The organism is Cupriavidus oxalaticus (assembly GCF_038900635.1).
Taxonomy (GTDB): domain Bacteria; phylum Pseudomonadota; class Gammaproteobacteria; order Burkholderiales; family Burkholderiaceae; genus Cupriavidus; species Cupriavidus oxalaticus_B.
Genome location: NZ_JAYMRX010000009.1, coordinates 49619 through 63056, shown reverse-complemented (window position 1 = coordinate 63056; position 13438 = coordinate 49619). Strand labels below are relative to the sequence as shown.

The following is a 13438-nucleotide window of genomic DNA, read 5'->3' as shown; positions in this document are numbered from 1 at the left end:
TTGGTTAGGGTTTTGCCTAGTATTGGACGCCAGCCGGGTCTAGAATGCAAATTCATTTATAGAATCTATTTATCCGGTCGTTGCATGAATTACACACTGCGCCAGCTGCGCGTCTTCCTGGCGGTGGCCAGCAGCGGCGGTTTCAGCCGGGCCGCGGACGTGGTGGGACTGACTCAGCCCGCGGTCAGCCGGGGTGTGGCCGAGCTGGAAGAGGCACTTGGCGTCAAGCTGCTCGACCGCACCACGCGTGAAGTGGTGCTGACCGATGCTGGCCACGCGCTGGTGCCGGCGCTGGAGCGGCTGCTGGGCCAGCTCGACGACACCCTCGAGGAAACGCGCCAATTAGGCGAGCGCTATCGTGGCCGCGTCGTAATAGCCGGTGCTCCCACGATTTCCGCGCGGCTGATGCCGATGTATGTCGCGGCCTGCGCCGCGCAATACCCCGATATCCGGCTGATCGTGCGCGACAACGTGCAGGCCGACGGCCTGGAGCAGGTCCGCGCCGGTGCCGTCGATTTCGGCGTGCTGATCGACCCGCTGGTGCGCGAAGGGCTGGCGGTGGAGCCGGTGGCGACCGACCCGTTCTGCTTCGTCTGCCGGCGCGACCATCCGCTGGCGCAGTCGGCGACGGTGCCGTGGTCGGCGCTGCACGGCATGCAGCTGGTGCTGCTGGACTTTGCCTCGGGCAGCCGGCCGCTGATCGACCGCATCTTCAGCCGCCACGGCGTGGCGCCGCAGGTGGTGCAGGAACTCGGGCACTCGGCCAGCGTGTTCGGCATGGTCGAGGCCGGCATCGGCGCTTCCGTGCTGCCCTCCTTCTCGCTGCCGCTGCCTGCCGCATCGCCGCTGGTGTGGCGGCCGCTGGTGCCGCGCGAGGAGCGCAGCATCGTCATGGTCCGGCGCGAGGACCGCTCGCTCTCGCCGGCCGCCGCGGCGGTGTGGGCGCTGGTGCGGCGGCTGACGCTGCGTGTCGAGGCGCCCGCGATGGGCGCCGCGGCCTGAGCGCCGCCGCCTTGCGGGTCAGCGCGCGGTGACCATCACCGCTTCCAGTTCAAAGCTGCCATCCGCCTGCACGCGATAGTGCTCGCGCACTTCGGCCGGCGCGACCTGCCACAGGTGGCGGATCGCCGCGACCGCCACCGCCGGCGTGCGCATGCGCCGGACCCAGCTGTCGAACTCGATGCCGATACGCCAGGGCTCGCACACCCTGACACCTTGCGCGGCGAAGCCCGCCGCCTCGAACAGCGCGCGCCAGGCGGCCGGTGTGTAGTCGCGCACATGCGACGGATCGCGCAGCAGTTCGACCGACTGCAGCCAGGTATCGCGCAACGGATCCGCGGAACCTGCGATATCGATCAGCACCACCTTGCCGCCCGGCTTGAGTACGCGGCGCACTTCGGCCAGCGCCGCGGGGACATCGCGCCAGTGGTGGGCGCTCATGCGCGAGACCACCGCGCAGAAGCTGGCGTCGTCAAACGGCAGCCGCTCGGCAGCGCCCTGGCGCGTGCGGACGTTGGCCAGTCCGCGCTCGCGCGCGGCGCCTTCCACCACGGCCAGCATGTCGGGCGACAGGTCGTAAGCCGTCACTTCGCCTGCCACCGCCGCGGCGGCAAAGCTGGCGTGGCCGGCGCCGCAGCCCAGGTCGAGCACGCGGCTGCGCGGCCGGTTCGCTTCCGGGATCAGCGCGGCCAGTTCGTCCTGCAGCTGCTGCAGGTCGGCGCCGCTGGCATGCACGGCACTGGTGAGGTAGGCGCTGGCGGTGGCGCCAAACTGCGCGGCGACGAGTTCCTGTTGTTGCATGGCTGGCTCCTTGGGCTTTCTTGGGGAAAAGGGTTGCCCGCAATGGCGGGTTCGGCATACTGTAGGCGGCACGTATTCCCGGTACAAGTCAGCGTTTTATCCTGGTATAAACGCCACCAGCCTGTCATGTCCCCTGTGATGTCCGCTTCCGCTCCCGTCCCCGAATCGCTTACCCCATCTACCCGCGAGGCCGTGCTGGGCGCCTTCCTGCGCGCGCACCGCGAGCGGCTGGCGCCAGCCGATGTCGGCCTGGCCCCCGGCCGCCGCCGCCGTACCCCGGGCCTGCGGCGCGAAGAGGTGGCACAACTGGCGGGGCTGAGCGCAACCTGGGTGACGTGGCTGGAACAGGGCCGTCCGGTCTCGCTGTCGGCACGCTCGCTGGCCAGCCTGGCGGCGGCGCTGCGGCTGTCACGCGCGGAACGCGCCTATCTGTTCGAACTTGCCGGCCGGCGCGATCCGCAGCAGGCCGCCGGCGAAGCCGTTGCGCCCGCGGTGCTGGCAAGCGTGCATGCGGTCTCGGGCCCGGCCTACCTGCTCGACCGGCAATGGACCGCGCTGGCCTGGAATGACGCCGCGGCGCGGCTGTTCACCGGCTGGCTCGACCACGACAGCGTCGAGCGCAACCTGCTGCGAGCGATGTTCCTGTCGCCGCCGCTGCAGGCGCTGGTCGAAGACTGGCCGCACCGCGCCGCGCGGCTGGTGGCCGAATTTCGCGCGCACAGCATCCGCCATGCCGACGAGGCGCCGACGCGCGCGTTGATCGATGGGCTGATGGGGGAGAGCGCGGCCTTCCGCGATGCCTGGCTGTCCCAGGATGTGGAAGACCGCGAGGGCGGGCGCCGGGGGTTCCGGCATCCGCAGCTGGGGGCGCTGCAGTTCGAGCAGCTGACGCTGGTGCCGGCGGCGGCGCCAGGGCTGATGCTGGTGATGCTGCTGCCCGGCTAAGCGCGCGGGCTTGCAAGCTTATTACTTCGGCTGCATCCGGATCGCGCCGTCGAGGCGGATCACTTCGCCGTTCAGCATGGTGTTTTCGATGATCGCGCGTGCCAGCCTGGCGTATTCGGCCGGGCGGCCCAGGCGCGGGGGGAACGGAACCATCTTGCCGAGGGCGTCCTGCACTTCCTGCGGCATGCCGAGCAGCATGGGCGTTTCAAACAGCCCCGGGGCGATGGTCATGCAGCGGACGCCGTCGCGGGACAGGTCGCGGGCGATGGCCAGGGTCATGCCGACCACGCCGCCCTTGGAGGCGGCATAGGCCGCCTGGCCGATCTGGCCATCGAAGGCCGCCACCGAGGCGGTGTTGATGATCACGCCACGCTCGCCTTCGCTGTCGGGATTGTTCTGGACCATGGCAGCGGCGGCCAGGCGGATCATGTTGAAGGTGCCGATCAGGTTGATGCGGATGGTCTTGTCGAAGGCATCCAGGGGATGCGGCCCGTTCTTGCCTACCGTCTTGTTGGCGGTGGCGATGCCGGCGCAGTTGACCAGGCCTGACAGGCGGCCCAGTGCCTGGGCGGCGGCGACAACGGCCTGGCCGTCGGCTTCGGAGGTGACGTCGCAGCGGACGAACTGGCCGTTCAGTTCAGTGGCGAGGGACTGGCCAGCTTGCTCGTTGAGGTCGGCGATGACGACTTTGGCGCCGGCTTCCGCCAGCATTGTTGCCGTGCCGGCGCCCAGGCCGGAGGCGCCGCCGGTGATGATGAAGACGTTGTCCTTGATTTGCATTTGCGGTGTCTCCTTTGTGTTTCCGTTTACGTAAACGTCAACTATTGTACGGGGCGGAGTTTGTTGTGCAAGGGTTTTGGGCCCGTGCGGACGTCTGGTGGTGACTTATGTGCCCGGTTCCGCCCTGAAGGGCGGGTAACTTTTTGTCCGAGCGACAAAAAGTCACCAAAAAGCGCGTTTACTGCCCTGGGCGGGCGGCCACTCTTATCGTAGTGTGCTGCGGTTATCGTACGGGGCTTCGCTTCGTTGCAAAGCAGGACTGCCTGACGCCTTGGTGCGCCACCGTGGCCGGGATTGACGCGATGTTTGAACGAGCTCTGAGCCGTGGGTGGTCCCTGCTGCTGGCGGCATGATAGGAGCGCCTTCGGCTGCGCTGCGCGCGGGCCCAAAGAAAAAAGCGGCCCTTGGGCCGCTTTTTCTTGTCGCATTCGACTCCGGATTACTTCAGCGCGTCGAACACTTGCGCGGTGATCTCGTCGACGTTGCCTACGCCGGAGATCTTCCGGTACTTGGGCGGGGCTACCTTCGCAGCGGCATCGCCCTTGGCGGCCCAGTCCGAGTAGTAGTCGACCAGCGGGCGGGTCTGCTGGGAGTAGACGTCGAGGCGCTTCTTGACCGTCTCTTCCTTGTCGTCGTCGCGCTGGATCAGCGCTTCGCCGGTTTCGTCGTCGATGCCTTCGGTCTTCGGCGGGTTGTACTTGACGTGGTAGGTGCGGCCCGAGGCCACGTGCACGCGGCGGCCGCTCATGCGCTCGATGATGGCGTCGAACGGCACGTCGATTTCCAGCACGTAGTCGATCGCCACGCCGGCTTCCTTCATCGCTTCGGCCTGCGGGATGGTGCGCGGGAAGCCGTCGAACAGGTAGCCGTTCTTGCAGTCGTCCTGCTTCAGCCGGTCTTTCACCAGGCCGATGATGATGTCATCCGACACCAGTCCGCCCGCATCCATGACCTTCTTGGCTTCCACGCCCAGGGGGGTGCCGGCCTTCACCGCCGCGCGCAGCATGTCGCCGGTGGAGATTTGCGGAATGGCGAACTTCTCGCAGATGAACTTGGCTTGCGTGCCTTTGCCGGCGCCGGGTGCGCCCAACAGGATCAAACGCATTTACGGGTCCTCAGAGTTTTGAATCTGGTGTGGCGGGAGATCAGAAGGAGGGTAATGCCGCAACTTGACGCAAGACTTACTGCTGTCTTGTCGGATATTGACGGCATTTTTGCGCGGACACACGCCCACGCGGACGTCCGGCGGCGGCTGCCAGGAGGATGGCGGCGCGGCGCACCGGTCGGGCTCTATCTTTATCTCCCCACCGAGCCTTGGCCGGCGGCGCGTTGGCGCACAGCCGGGGCGGCTCTGTATCGGCAAGCATTATGCCATGAGGCGGCGCCGATCCGGCCTGAAATCCGCCCCCCGGTTCAGGTTGCAGCAGTTTGAACCTGAGCGGGCGGCCGGCCGGGCGGGATGGCGAGCCGGGTGGCGATCAGGGCCCGTCCTGCGCCATCGACTCGGCCCACAGCGCGCGCACGCGCTCCAGGTCAGCCAGGGTGTCGACGCCCGGTGCCGGTGCGGCAGCGGTTTCCACCACCGCGATGCGCTCGCCATGCCACATCGCGCGCAGTTGCTCCAGCGCCTCGGTCTGCTCGAGCGGCGCGGCCGCCAGGGTCGGGAAACGCCGCAGGAAGCCGGCGCGATAGGCGTACAGCCCGATATGGCGCAGCACCGGCATGGCCGGCAGCGGCACCTGGGCCATGGCGGCGGGCACCGCCGGCACCCCCGCCCAGGCGTCGCGCGCCCACGGGATCGGCGCGCGCGAGAAATACAGCGCGCGTCCGGCGGCGTCGCACACGACCTTGACCACGTTGGGATTGAAGACCTCGGCGATGTCGTGCAGGGGGTGGGCCGCGGTGGCGACGGCGCAGTCGGCATGGTGCGACAGGTGCAGCGCCACCTCGTCGATCAGCGTGGGGTCGATCAGCGGCTCGTCGCCCTGCACGTTGACCACGATGGCGTCGTCGGGCAGGCCGAGTTGCGTGGCCACTTCCGCCAGGCGGTCTGTGCCGGTGGCGTGGTCGGCGCGGGTCAGCACGGCTTCGATGCCGTGGTCCGCGCAGGCCTGCGCCACCGACGGGGCGTCAGTGGCGACCACGGTGCGCGTGGCCGACGAGGCATGCGCGCGTTCGGCGACGCGCACGACCATCGGGCGCCCGCCGATATCGGCCAGCGGCTTGTCAGGCAGGCGGGTCGAAGCGAGCCGCGCGGGGATGACGACGGTGAAGGCGGGGACGGTCATGGTGCTGGCCAGGTTAGCTTCGGATTGCCGTCAGCTGCCCTCAGTTGCCATTGGCCGGCGCGTCCGGGTCAATGGCACGGCCCGGCACCGACTGGCGCGCTTCGTCGGCCAGCATCACGGGGATGCCGTCGCGGATCGGGTATGCGAGCTTGTCGACGTGGCAGATCAGTTCCTGCGCGGCGCGGTCGTATTCCAGCTTGCCTTTGCACAGCGGGCAGACCAGGATTTCAAGCAGCCGGTTGTCCATCTCGGTGTTCCTCGTTGCGCCCGGCGCTGCCGGACGTGGCCGCCGCGGACTGCGCGGTCGGTGCGGTGTTGATATGCGCCAGCACGGCGCTGCGGATTTTGTCGATCAGGCCCGCGTCGATCACCGGCCTGGTAGGCACGACCCAGATGCGCGGGTCGTCGAAGCGCTCGCATTTTACGGCATCCTTCTCGGTGATCAGGATCACGTCGGCATCGAGCGCGTCGGCGTTGCCGGCGAAGGGGTCTTCGGCAAAGTCATAGTGGTCGGGCAGCGGCAGCGTCTTCGGCGACAGCCCGGCACCGCGCAGGCTGGCAAAGAAGCGCTCGGGGTTGCCGATGCCGGCCGCGGCCAGCACGCGCCGCCCGGCAAAGGCGGAAACCGGCCGTGCCATGGTCGGGTCGTTCAGCTGCCAGGCGTCTTCCAGCTCCAGCCGCATGCCGTAGACGCCGGGGCGGTCGGGCGTGGCGCGGAAGTTGGGATCGTTGATCAGCGTGGCGTCGCGCGGGCGCGTCAGCGGTTCGCGCAGCGGGCCGGCCGGCAGCATCAGGCCGTTGCCGCCCATGCGCGTGTCGAACATCACGATCTCGAAATCGCGCTGCAGCTTGTAGTGCTGCAGGCCATCGTCGAGCAGCAGCACGTTGACGCCAGGGTGCGACACCAGCATGGTCTGCGCGCACAGCGCGCGGTCCGGAAACACCCACACCGGCACGTCGGTGGCGCGCGCGATCAGCAGCGGCTCGTCGCCGACGTCGCAGGCCTGCGAGGTCGGCTTGACCCGGCGCGGATGCTTCAGCTCGACCCCATAGCCGCGCGACACCACGCCGGGGCGCAAGCCGGCCTCGGTCAGCGCGTGGGCCAGCGCGATCACCGCCGGCGTCTTGCCGGTGCCGCCCACGGTCACATTGCCGACCACCACCACTGGCATCGGCAGCCGCGTGGACTTGAACCAGCCGCGCCGGTACCCGTGCCGGCGCACGCGGGCCACCAGCCCGAACAGCAGCGAGAACGGCAGCATGACCCAGGCAAACCAGCCGCGGCGCTGCCACTGGGCGGTCACGAAGTCGGCGAGGGCATGGCGGGGAGCGGGCATGGACGCGGCGGGTCGTTCAGGTCGTGGATGGGATGGGATTGTAGTGCGCTCGGGATCTGGCGCCCGAAAGAGGCCAAAGGGAGGATCGGCAAAGGCCGGCGGATCAACCCATTATGGGCACTGCGCAGCGCATGGGGCAAGCCTGGGCAGGCTGCGCGCCCGCAGGCCAGGCCGCCGGTCCCCGCCTTCGCGGGGACGATCATGGCCGGCGCTCAGCGCGGCTGCGCGCTCTGCGTCGCGAAGGTCAGGCGCGACAGCCCGGCCAGCCGCGCGGCTTCCATCACGTTGACCACCGCCTGGTGGCTGGCCTGCGCGTCGGCGTTGACGATCACCACCGGTGGCTGGCCATTTCCAGCTCCGGCGGGCCCGGAGGCGGCGCGCAGCTGGTCGGCCAGGCTGGTGACATCCTTCTGCTCCAGCACCTTCTTGTTGACCGAGTAGACCCCGCGCGACGACACCGACACCACGATTTCCTGCGGCCGCTGCTGGGCGCGCTCGGCGTCGGCGGTGGGCAGCTGGATCTGCAGCTCGGTATAGCGCGAGTACGTGGTCGTGATCATCAGGAAGATCAGGATCACGAGCAGCACGTCGATCAGCGGGATCAGGTTGATCTCCGGCTCTTCGCGCCGCTGGCGGGAACGGAATCGCATGGCGTGGCGGGTCCGTGATCAGCTGCGGCGCTGCGGCAGGATCGCGTCCAGGAACGCGGTGGCGCGGAATTCCAGCTCGGCCACGTAGTCGTCCACGCGGCGGCGGAAGTAGCGCCAGAAGATCAGCGCCGGGATCGCCACGATCAGGCCGAAGGCGGTGTTGTAGAGCGCCACCGAGATGCCGTGCGCCAGCTGTTCGGGGTTGGCGCCGGTGCCGCCCTGGCTGCCGAAGATCTCGATCATGCCGATCACGGTGCCCAGCAGGCCCATCAGCGGCGCCACCGAGGCGATCGTGCCGAGCGCGTTCAGGTAGCGCTCCAGCTCATGCGCGACCGCACGGCCGGCTTCCTCGACCACATCCTTGGCGGCGTCGCGCGAGGTGTGCGGCTGCAGCACCACGTGGCGCAGGCCGGCGGCCAGCACGCGGCCGAGCGGTGAGTTCTGTTCGAGCGTGTTGACCACTTCCGGCGTGGCGCGGCGCTGCTGCGCGGCGGCCAGCGCTTCGTCATAGAGGCGCGGGGGCAACACCTTGCTGCGCTTGAGCGTCAGGAAGCGTTCGACGACCAGCGCCAGTGCGAGGACCGAGGCCAGCAACAGCGGCCAGATCGGCCAGCCGGCCGCTTGAATGATGGAAAACAATTGGACCCCCGGGATCGACAACCCAATAAAGAAACCCCAACCAGCTGGTCGGCATGCCTTGAGGCGCGTCAGCAGGCAGCGCACTCCGGCATTGCTCTGAAAAATCAGGCGCAACTCTACCCCGCGGCCTGCCGCGCGGCAAGCGACGGCGGGCCGGCTGTCTCGGGCACGCATCGGAGCCGGCCGATGTGGCGGGCGACTTTCCACAGGGCGCAGGGACAGAATTGTGGATCGATTGTGGAAAGCTGCCGGACAAGCGATGCAAGTGCTTGATTCGCAAGAAGAAGCCTGGGCCTGCTTAAAAATTGTGCAGGCGCCCCCGGGGCGCTCGCGACGCTTGCCGCACATCGGGGGAAAGCCGGGTTTGACGCTGCCGCACACCATGTCTGTGCGCTACCGCAACATGCGGTGCGGTCTTCCACACGAGTGCGGGACAGAATTGTGGACCGGTTGTGGACAGGTGTCGGAGAAGCCACCTAAGTCATTGATTTTAAACGACTGGGATATGGTTGCTTAAAAATTAGGCAAACGGTCGGTGGCGTGCGATCGGGCGGGCCGGTTGCGCGTCGCTTGGGTATACCCGCGCTTTTCCACACCGGGAAGGGAGAGGATTGTGGATGCCCTGTGGATAAAGTCTGGAGAGGTATGCTAACCCATTGATTTCATGAGGTATGCAGCCTTCTGCCTAGAAATTGGGCAACGGCTCGCGTTTCGTCGTTCCACATGGTGCGGTGCCCGCGCGCGGCGTGACATGCCGGCTACGCCGCCCCGTGACGTGATGTCGGCCACGCTTGACGTATAGAGCAGCGGAAAAGTCGGGTAAACACCGCGTTTTATCCAGAGATCCTGTGGATAACTTTGTGAACAAGCGCCATCCGCGCCTGCTAAGTGGTTGATGCAAAAGAGAATTGGTTATATTGCCTAATTTTTATTGCCATCATAAAACTCATAAAAATCAAAGAGTTGTACGAGGCGATGCGGCTTGCCGGGCAGCGTCCGGCTATCATCGCTACCCCCTTGACAGACCAGTTATGCTGTGGACATGTCCCATTAACGCCGCTTGACCGGCGTGCGCCATGCCCGACCTGACCAGCTTTTCGCGTGACGCTTCCTCCACCGGCCCGCGCAGTGGCCGCGAAGTCATTCCTGTCGGTGAGCTAAACCACACTATTGCCCGATTGCTTGAGCGCAGCTTTCCGCTGGCCTGGGTGCGCGGGGAAATCTCCAACTTCACGCGCGCGGCCAGCGGCCACTGGTATTTCTCGCTCAAGGATGCGCGTGCCCAGATCCGCTGCGTGATGTTCCGCGGCCGCAACCAGCATGTCGACTTCCAGCCGCGCGAGGGCGAGGCGGTCGAGGTGCGCGCCGTGGTCACGATGTATGAGGCGCGTGGCGAACTGCAGCTCGGCGTGGAGGCGATGCGCCGCGCCGGCTTGGGCAACCTTTATGAAGCCTTCCTGCGGCTCAAGGAAAAGCTGGCGCAGGCCGGCCTGTTCGCCCCGGAGCGCAAGCGCCCGGTGCCGTCGCACCCGCGCACCATCGGCGTCATCACCTCGCTGCAGGCCGCCGCCTTGCGCGATGTGCTGACCACGCTGCGCCGGCGCGCGCCGCATGTGCCGGTGGTGGTCTATCCGGTACCGGTGCAGGGGGCCGGGGCGGCCCAGAAGATCGCCGATACGATCGACCTGGCAGATGCGCGCCGCGATTGCGACGTGCTGATCCTGTGCCGCGGCGGGGGCAGCATCGAAGACCTGTGGTCGTTCAATGAAGAGGCGGTGGCGCACGCGATTGCGCGCTGCGCACTGCCGCTGATTTCCGGCGTGGGCCACGAGACCGACTTCACCATTGCCGATTTCGTCGCCGACGTGCGCGCGCCCACGCCGACCGGCGCGGCCGAGCTGGTCAGCCCGGACCGTTCGCACCTGCTGGCACAGGCCCTGCGCGGCCGCGATGCGCTGGCGCAGGCGATGCGCCGCGCGCTGGACCTGCGCGCCCAGCACCTGGACTGGCTGGCGCGGCGCGTGCGCAGCCCGCAGGCGCAACTGCAGGAACGCCGCGCGCGCGTCGACAATCTGGCCCGACACTTGCGGTCGGCATTGCGCGACACCATGGTGTCACAGCGGCATCGCCAGCAGGTGCTGGCGATGCGCTGGAGCGCATGCCGGCCCGACACCGCCGCGGCACAGGCGGACCTGGCACGGCTGCGGCAGCGGCTGCAGGCCGCCGCCACGCGTGGCCACGAGCGCGCCGGCCAGCGCCTGGCGCGCGCCGCCGGAGCGCTGGAGCTGCTGGCGCCGCAGCGCACGCTCGAGCGCGGCTACGCGGTGCTGCTCGACCAGCGCGGACGCGCGCTGCGCTCGCCCACCGAGATCCGCCCTGGCAGCGTGGTCGAGGCGCACCTGGCCGAGGGCGTGGCCGACCTGTCGATCGCCGGCGTGCAGGCGAAGCTGCCTGAATTCTGAGTGGGCGGCATGTCCGCAACGGGTGCGATCCGCGCCCGGGGACGTGTCCAGAAAAGGGTGCGCAAAACCCCCGGAAACCCGCCTCCGGACAAACTAACATCGGAGCAGGGGGCATAGGCCTGCGGTTTGCGCGGGTATTCCAAGTCCCCTACAATCGGCAATTCCGGACCCTACAACCCCAACCCACAGAGACAGAACAATGGAACACAAGCTCCCCCCGCTTCCGTACGCGCATGATGCCCTGGCTCCGCACATCTCCAAGGAGACGCTGGAGTTCCATCATGACAAGCACCACCAGACCTACGTCACCAACCTGAACAACCTCATCAAGGGCACCGAGTTCGAGAACGCGACCCTGGAAGAGATCGTCAAGAAGTCGTCGGGCGGCATCTTCAACAACGCTGCCCAGGTGTGGAACCACACCTTCTACTGGGATTCGCTGAAGCCCAACGGCGGCGGCCAGCCGACCGGCGCGCTGGCTGATGCCATCAACGCCAAGTGGGGCTCGTTCGACAAGTTCAAGGAAGAGTTCACCAAGGTTGCCGTCGGCACCTTCGGTTCGGGCTGGGCCTGGCTGGTGAAGAAGGCCGACGGCTCGCTGGACCTGGTGTCCACCTCCAACGCCGCGACGCCGCTGACCACCGACGCCAAGCCGCTGCTGACCTGCGACGTGTGGGAACACGCCTACTACATCGACTACCGCAATGCCCGTCCGAAGTACGTCGAGGCATTCTGGAACGTCGTGAACTGGGACTTCGCCGGCAAGAACTTCGCTGGCTGATCCCCGGTCAACGTGGCATCTGCGAAAAGCCCCGGAAATTCCGGGGCTTTTTGCTTGGCGTTTCGAATTTGCCGATCCCGGTTGCAGGTCTTCCTGCGAGCCGGGCTGTTCGCCCACCAGCATGATGCGCGCGTGCGACGCGCCGGCGCCGGGCACGGCCTGCGTAGCGTTGCGCCATAGCGGGCAACGCCAGCACTCATTCAGCTCGGCACGGCTCACTGGTGGCTTCCTGCGCTCGGGCATCGGCATCGGAAAGGTGAGTCAGCCTTGCGCAGGCTCGCCGGCGGACAGCGACCAGTAGCGCTCCGGCGCGCACAGGTCGCACAGTTGGTCTTCGCCGAGCATCTGCACCTGGCTCTGGTAGGCATTGACCGCGTAGCTCTTCTGCGCGAGATGCTGGCTGACCGGCAGGTTGACCGGGGTCGCGTGCAGTCCAGCGCGCAGGCATTCGGCCAGCCGTTGCTGCAGCACACCGGGCAGGCGGCGGTAGATCGCGTCTTCGTAGTACAGCCACTGCACCGCCGGCGTCGATGCCGCTTGCCCTGGCGAGGGCGCCAGCAGCGCGGCCCACGCCGCCGCGCGTACCTGAGCCGCTTGCATCAGCAGGCGGCAGGCTTCATGCGTCACCACATGATCGGAATGGAACAGGCCGAGCGGCGCAACCACCATGCCGTCGGTCTGCGTCAGCAGGACCCGCTGCAGGCTGTCAGCGATCTCGCGCGGCGCATGGTGGCGGCCGTACTGGCTGTCCCAGAAATCGAGCCATACTGGCTGCGCGCCCAGCATGCCAAGCGCGCGGTTGTCTTCGCGCCGGCGCGCGCGCACCGCCTGCTCGGCGCTGTCGAAGCCCGCGGCGCGGTCCCAGTCAGGTGCCGCGACGCCGGCGGCCGGAACGCCGGCGAAGACCGTCACCACTCGCACGCCGCGCGCCGCGGCGATCAGGCTGCCGCAACTGAACACCGCATCGTCCAGATGCGGTGAAATCACCGTAACCGGGCCGGCTATGTGAGTCACCATCGAATCACCATTGCCATCGCCACTGGCAGGTTCGTGTCGCGCGCTGCCTGATGAGCAACACGGCGCGGGTTCCGCGGGCCGTGGCGAAATCCGTTCAGCGTTTGCCGTGGGCTCGGCCATTGCCAATGCCGCCGCCATGGCCGTCCGCGGCCGCCCCCGGGCCTCTGCGCACGGATGTATCGGCCGAGATCGTGCAGCAGACCAGGTAGTAGGCCCGCTTCAGCGCCATCGCGGCCTGCGCTTTCGAGCCGGCTCCGGCGCTGGCAAACGCTTCCTGCAAGCAGTTGTCGATGCTGGCGGCGGTGCCATGCCGCTCGAACAGGCCCTCGGGGCGCTGCGCCCATAGCGCGAATAGCACCCGCTGGCGTTGCGCCAACGTGTGCGATGGCCACACCCCGTCCCGGCTCAGCAGTTCCAGGCGGGTGGCCAGCAGGGCTTCGAGGAACAGGGTGGGCCGCGCTCGCTGCATGGCAGGGGCGGAAGGCCGTACCGCCGGTACGAGCGCAGAGTTGGCGCCAACCGCGGGCTCGGTCTGCTGGGGCGCGTCGTGATGCAGGAGGAAGGTCATGGCGGTGGGGCGGCACCCGCATCCGGTACTCATGCCAGGCATGACGTTGCGCCGCGGGGCCGGTGTCTGGTTGCGCTTGCGCGCTCACTGGTAGCGCTGCAAGGAGCGTTCCAACGCGCCCCCGAGACAGCAGGCGCGGCGCGGGCACGCGCAGCGCCTGACCTGCAGGGA

General features: G+C 67.8%; 14 protein-coding genes and 1 pseudogene. 4 read left to right on the top strand and 11 right to left on the bottom strand.

Annotated features, from left to right (window positions below):
• The first annotated feature begins 84 nt into the window (after positions 1-84).
• Positions 85-1002, top strand: a complete 918-nt coding sequence (locus VSR71_RS16410; RefSeq protein WP_342914913.1) for a LysR family transcriptional regulator — start codon at positions 85-87, stop codon at positions 1000-1002.
• 18 nt (positions 1003-1020) lie between these two features.
• On the opposite strand, the gene VSR71_RS16405 is transcribed toward VSR71_RS16410, so the two are convergent.
• A complete protein-coding gene (locus VSR71_RS16405) occupies positions 1021-1800 on the bottom strand; it encodes a class I SAM-dependent methyltransferase (RefSeq protein ID WP_342914912.1) in 780 nt (259 codons plus the stop codon).
• A 126-nt stretch (positions 1801-1926) separates the two neighbouring features.
• Between VSR71_RS16405 and VSR71_RS16400 the strand changes: the two genes are divergently transcribed.
• On the top strand, positions 1927-2745 hold the full coding sequence (locus VSR71_RS16400; protein ID WP_428979418.1) for a helix-turn-helix domain-containing protein: 819 nt from the start codon (positions 1927-1929) through the stop codon (positions 2743-2745).
• A gap of 21 nt (positions 2746-2766) precedes the next feature.
• Here VSR71_RS16400 and VSR71_RS16395 read toward each other — a convergent pair whose 3' ends face one another.
• The 7 genes from VSR71_RS16395 to VSR71_RS16365 all read right to left on the bottom strand — a co-directional run bounded on the left by VSR71_RS16395 (position 2767) and on the right by VSR71_RS16365 (position 8439).
• Positions 2767-3525, bottom strand: a complete 759-nt coding sequence (locus VSR71_RS16395; RefSeq protein WP_342914911.1) for a 3-hydroxyacyl-CoA dehydrogenase — start codon at positions 3523-3525, stop codon at positions 2767-2769.
• A 439-nt stretch (positions 3526-3964) separates the two neighbouring features.
• Positions 3965-4630: an adenylate kinase gene (adk, locus tag VSR71_RS16390; protein ID WP_342914910.1), complete on the bottom strand. Its 666-nt coding sequence runs from the start codon at positions 4628-4630 to the stop codon at positions 3965-3967.
• 373 nt (positions 4631-5003) lie between these two features.
• Positions 5004-5813, bottom strand: coding sequence for a 3-deoxy-manno-octulosonate cytidylyltransferase (gene kdsB / locus VSR71_RS16385; protein WP_342914909.1), 810 nt, complete (start codon positions 5811-5813; stop codon positions 5004-5006).
• A gap of 40 nt (positions 5814-5853) precedes the next feature.
• The gene (locus VSR71_RS16380) at positions 5854-6060 is read right to left on the bottom strand and encodes a Trm112 family protein (protein ID WP_342914908.1); all 207 of its coding nucleotides are present in this window, start codon (positions 6058-6060) and stop codon (positions 5854-5856) included.
• Positions 6041-7150, bottom strand: a complete 1110-nt coding sequence (lpxK, locus tag VSR71_RS16375) for a tetraacyldisaccharide 4'-kinase (protein ID WP_342914907.1) — start codon at positions 7148-7150, stop codon at positions 6041-6043. Before lpxK ends, VSR71_RS16380 begins: the two co-directional genes overlap by 20 nt.
• A 212-nt stretch (positions 7151-7362) precedes the next feature.
• On the bottom strand, positions 7363-7800 hold the full coding sequence (locus VSR71_RS16370) for an ExbD/TolR family protein (RefSeq protein WP_029047916.1): 438 nt from the start codon (positions 7798-7800) through the stop codon (positions 7363-7365).
• An 18-nt stretch (positions 7801-7818) separates the two neighbouring features.
• Complete coding sequence (locus VSR71_RS16365) at positions 7819-8439, bottom strand: MotA/TolQ/ExbB proton channel family protein (protein WP_342914906.1); 621 nt, start codon at positions 8437-8439, stop codon at positions 7819-7821.
• A 1076-nt stretch (positions 8440-9515) separates the two neighbouring features.
• Between VSR71_RS16365 and xseA the strand changes: the two genes are divergently transcribed.
• Together xseA and sodB are read left to right on the top strand one after the other, a co-directional pair.
• A complete protein-coding gene (xseA, locus tag VSR71_RS16360; RefSeq protein WP_342914905.1) occupies positions 9516-10901 on the top strand; it encodes an exodeoxyribonuclease VII large subunit in 1386 nt (461 codons plus the stop codon).
• A 199-nt stretch (positions 10902-11100) separates the two neighbouring features.
• A complete protein-coding gene (gene sodB / locus VSR71_RS16355; protein ID WP_012351891.1) occupies positions 11101-11682 on the top strand; it encodes a superoxide dismutase [Fe] in 582 nt (193 codons plus the stop codon).
• Positions 11683-11763: 81 nt separating this feature from the next.
• Here sodB and VSR71_RS16350 read toward each other — a convergent pair.
• The 3 genes and pseudogenes from VSR71_RS16350 to VSR71_RS16340 all read right to left on the bottom strand — a co-directional run.
• A pseudogene (locus VSR71_RS16350) lies at positions 11764-11925 on the bottom strand (uracil-DNA glycosylase); the annotation flags it as partial.
• An 18-nt stretch (positions 11926-11943) separates the two neighbouring features.
• On the bottom strand, positions 11944-12699 hold the full coding sequence (locus VSR71_RS16345) for a PIG-L family deacetylase (RefSeq protein WP_342914904.1): 756 nt from the start codon (positions 12697-12699) through the stop codon (positions 11944-11946).
• Between the two features lie 94 nt (positions 12700-12793).
• Positions 12794-13267 (bottom strand): hypothetical protein, encoded by a 474-nt coding sequence (locus VSR71_RS16340; protein ID WP_342914903.1) that lies wholly within the window; start codon positions 13265-13267, stop codon positions 12794-12796.
• Positions 13268-13438 lie beyond the last annotated feature (171 nt).